The organism is uncultured Rothia sp., assembly GCF_937976295.1.
Lineage (GTDB): Bacteria > Actinomycetota > Actinomycetes > Actinomycetales > Micrococcaceae > Rothia.
This window is the reverse complement of sequence record NZ_CALJRY010000069.1, coordinates 1-2,261: the sequence shown is the minus strand read 5'-3', so window position 1 is coordinate 2,261 and position 2,261 is coordinate 1. Positions and strand designations below refer to the sequence as shown.

Below are 2,261 nucleotides of genomic sequence, written 5' to 3'. Positions count from 1 at the left end.
TCGGGAAAGCACCCAACACAATGATGATGGCACCAATAATCAGCCACAGGGCGGCGTACCGCTCCTTCATGCGCTGGTGACGCACCTGAATCACCACGAAAGTGCAAACCAGAATGGCAAGAATCAAGAAGAAAATACTGGCGCTCACGGCTACTTCTCCTCGGGGCGGCGGCTCACCGAAATGCCGTAGGCAAACAGTGAACGAACCAGATAGACAGCAGACTTCAGCGGACCGGAGGAGGGGGTACCTCCCTGACGTTCACGCATATGCACCGGAACCTGACGCACCCGCAAACCGTTGCTAATCGCCATGGCGGTGATGTCGATCGTATCGCCCAGGTATTCGGCGGGCAGGTTGCGGCAGTAGAAGTCGATACCACGGCGGTTAGCGATCTTAAAACCGCTCGTCACATCCGTGAACGGGGTACCCGCCGCGCGGGTAAACAGGAAAGACAGCAGGCTCATCGCCCACTTACGCGGACCCGACACCTCATAGTCCACCGCGCCATCGGCAAAGCGGGAACCAATCACGATGTCGTAATCCTCAACCGCCTCAATGAGCGAGGGGATGCTCTCGGGGTGGTGCTGACCGTCCGAATCCACCTGCATAGCGTAGTCGTAACCCATGCGCTGCGCGTACTTGTAGCCGGTACGCATGGCGGCACCCACACCCATGTTGTAGGGCAGGTCAATCACAAAAGCACCCGCCTCACGAGCCACAGCGGAGGTATTGTCGGTGGAGCCGTCATTGACCACCACCAGGTCCACGAAAGGCACCGTCTCTTGCAGCTCAGCAATAGTGCCGGGCAGTGCCTCTTCCTCGTTCCAGGCGGGCATAATCACCAGCGTACGAGGATACGTGCGGGGGGTAAGAGGCGATGTGGGAGAACCCATAGGGCAGCTACCCCTCCTAACGAATGTGTCTTACCGTGCGTGTGAAAGCCGGCATGCCCCAGTGGACATACCGGCTTTCATCATATCAGTGGTTCCGCGGCATCTCAGATTTGGTGACGGATTGTAGACTGCACCACGTATTCCCTGAGATGCATACGCTCTATGAGGAGCGCTGACGCACCCGTTTAGTTATTGCATTAGCTATCGCACGCGCTAATACGGTACAGAGTCACCGGACCCGAAGAGTACACCGGGGTCAGAACATCCGTATCGATAGCAGCCACCAGGCCGTCATAGTTCTTCTGCTCACTGGGGCCAAAGTTGCCCTGGTTCTCCATGTGAACGTACCAGTGGGCGTTGTACTGGTTGACGACGCGGCAAACTTCCGGGTTCGTGCGGGCATCCTTCAAATCCTTCAGGATCGCCTCATACTTCGGGGAGGTCTGGAACTCGAAGTGGTAGCTGGTCAGGTGGCGGTCAGCCAACGCGTAAATAAAGGCGCTACCGTCCCAGGGGTTGTTCACAATGATGTCTCCCTTGGGGACGATCTTCGGGATCTCGTTAATGACGTTCATCTCATCCTGGCTCAGGATGTCGGAGGTCGGGGTCACCTGGTACCTGTTCGCTACCTGCAAGGTTGCGTCATGCATTGCGGGGGTACGGGAGGACAGACCCGCAACCGCGAGCACCAGCACCATGGAGGCACCCATCATCGCCGGGGCAATCTTCGCGTGCTTCTCACGCGGAATAGCGTGCATAATGCGCACGAAGAGGCCCTCCACGGCGCCACCCAGACCGATGCCGGCAAGAAGCACTGCGGGGAACACCACCAGAGCCGCCAGGCGGAAGTGGTCGGTGTACCAGGGACCAACCATCAGCAGGCGGAAGTCGCCGCGCGGCACCGAAGCCGCAACAATCCACATGTAGCCGACCAGCATCCAGCTGCCAATCAGCCACAGGTTACGGCGCTTATACAGCAGGTAGCCAACACCCCACAGCGCCAAGAAACCAACAAGGTAGGCGGGAGCGAAATTACCGCCCAGCGAGTTTGCGTTCTCCAGACCCAGGAACAGGAACTGGTAGACCGCCTCACCCTCGCTCATGACGGAGGTCCACAGTTCGCTCGCCTCCTGGCTCGGGCGCAACGTCAACCAGATGCTGACGCATCCGGCGATGAGCGCCACCAGCACGCCGACACCCATCAGACGCTCACGCGTGGACGCGCCGCGTGCACGCAGCACCTGCACCACGCCACCCAGGAGCATGGGCACCGCAAACACGGCGGCAGAAACCACCGCGTTCGGATGTACCAGAGCCAAACCGCCCAGGCCCACCAGAATCGTCAGCGACAGGGACAGCACGAAGGA

3 protein-coding genes are annotated in these 2,261 nt (G+C 59.4%); all 3 read right to left on the bottom strand.

The window, feature by feature from the left end:
- Positions 1–148: DUF2304 family protein (locus Q0216_RS01935; protein ID WP_298592503.1), on the bottom strand; the 148-nt coding region annotated here is incomplete at its 3' end.
- A gap of 2 nt (positions 149–150) precedes the next feature.
- Entirely contained in the window at positions 151–894 is a 744-nt protein-coding gene (locus tag Q0216_RS01930) for a glycosyltransferase family 2 protein (RefSeq protein ID WP_298592502.1), read from the bottom strand.
- A gap of 197 nt (positions 895–1,091) precedes the next feature.
- The coding region (locus Q0216_RS01925) for a DUF6541 family protein (protein ID WP_366139799.1) at positions 1,092–2,261 on the bottom strand (1,170 nt) is incomplete at its 5' end.

Excerpts from the sequence above, each read along its gene's own strand:
- Q0216_RS01930 (WP_298592502.1), bottom strand. The coding sequence starts at position 894 with ATGGGTTCTCCCACATCGCCTCTTACCCCCCGCACGTATCCTCGTACG.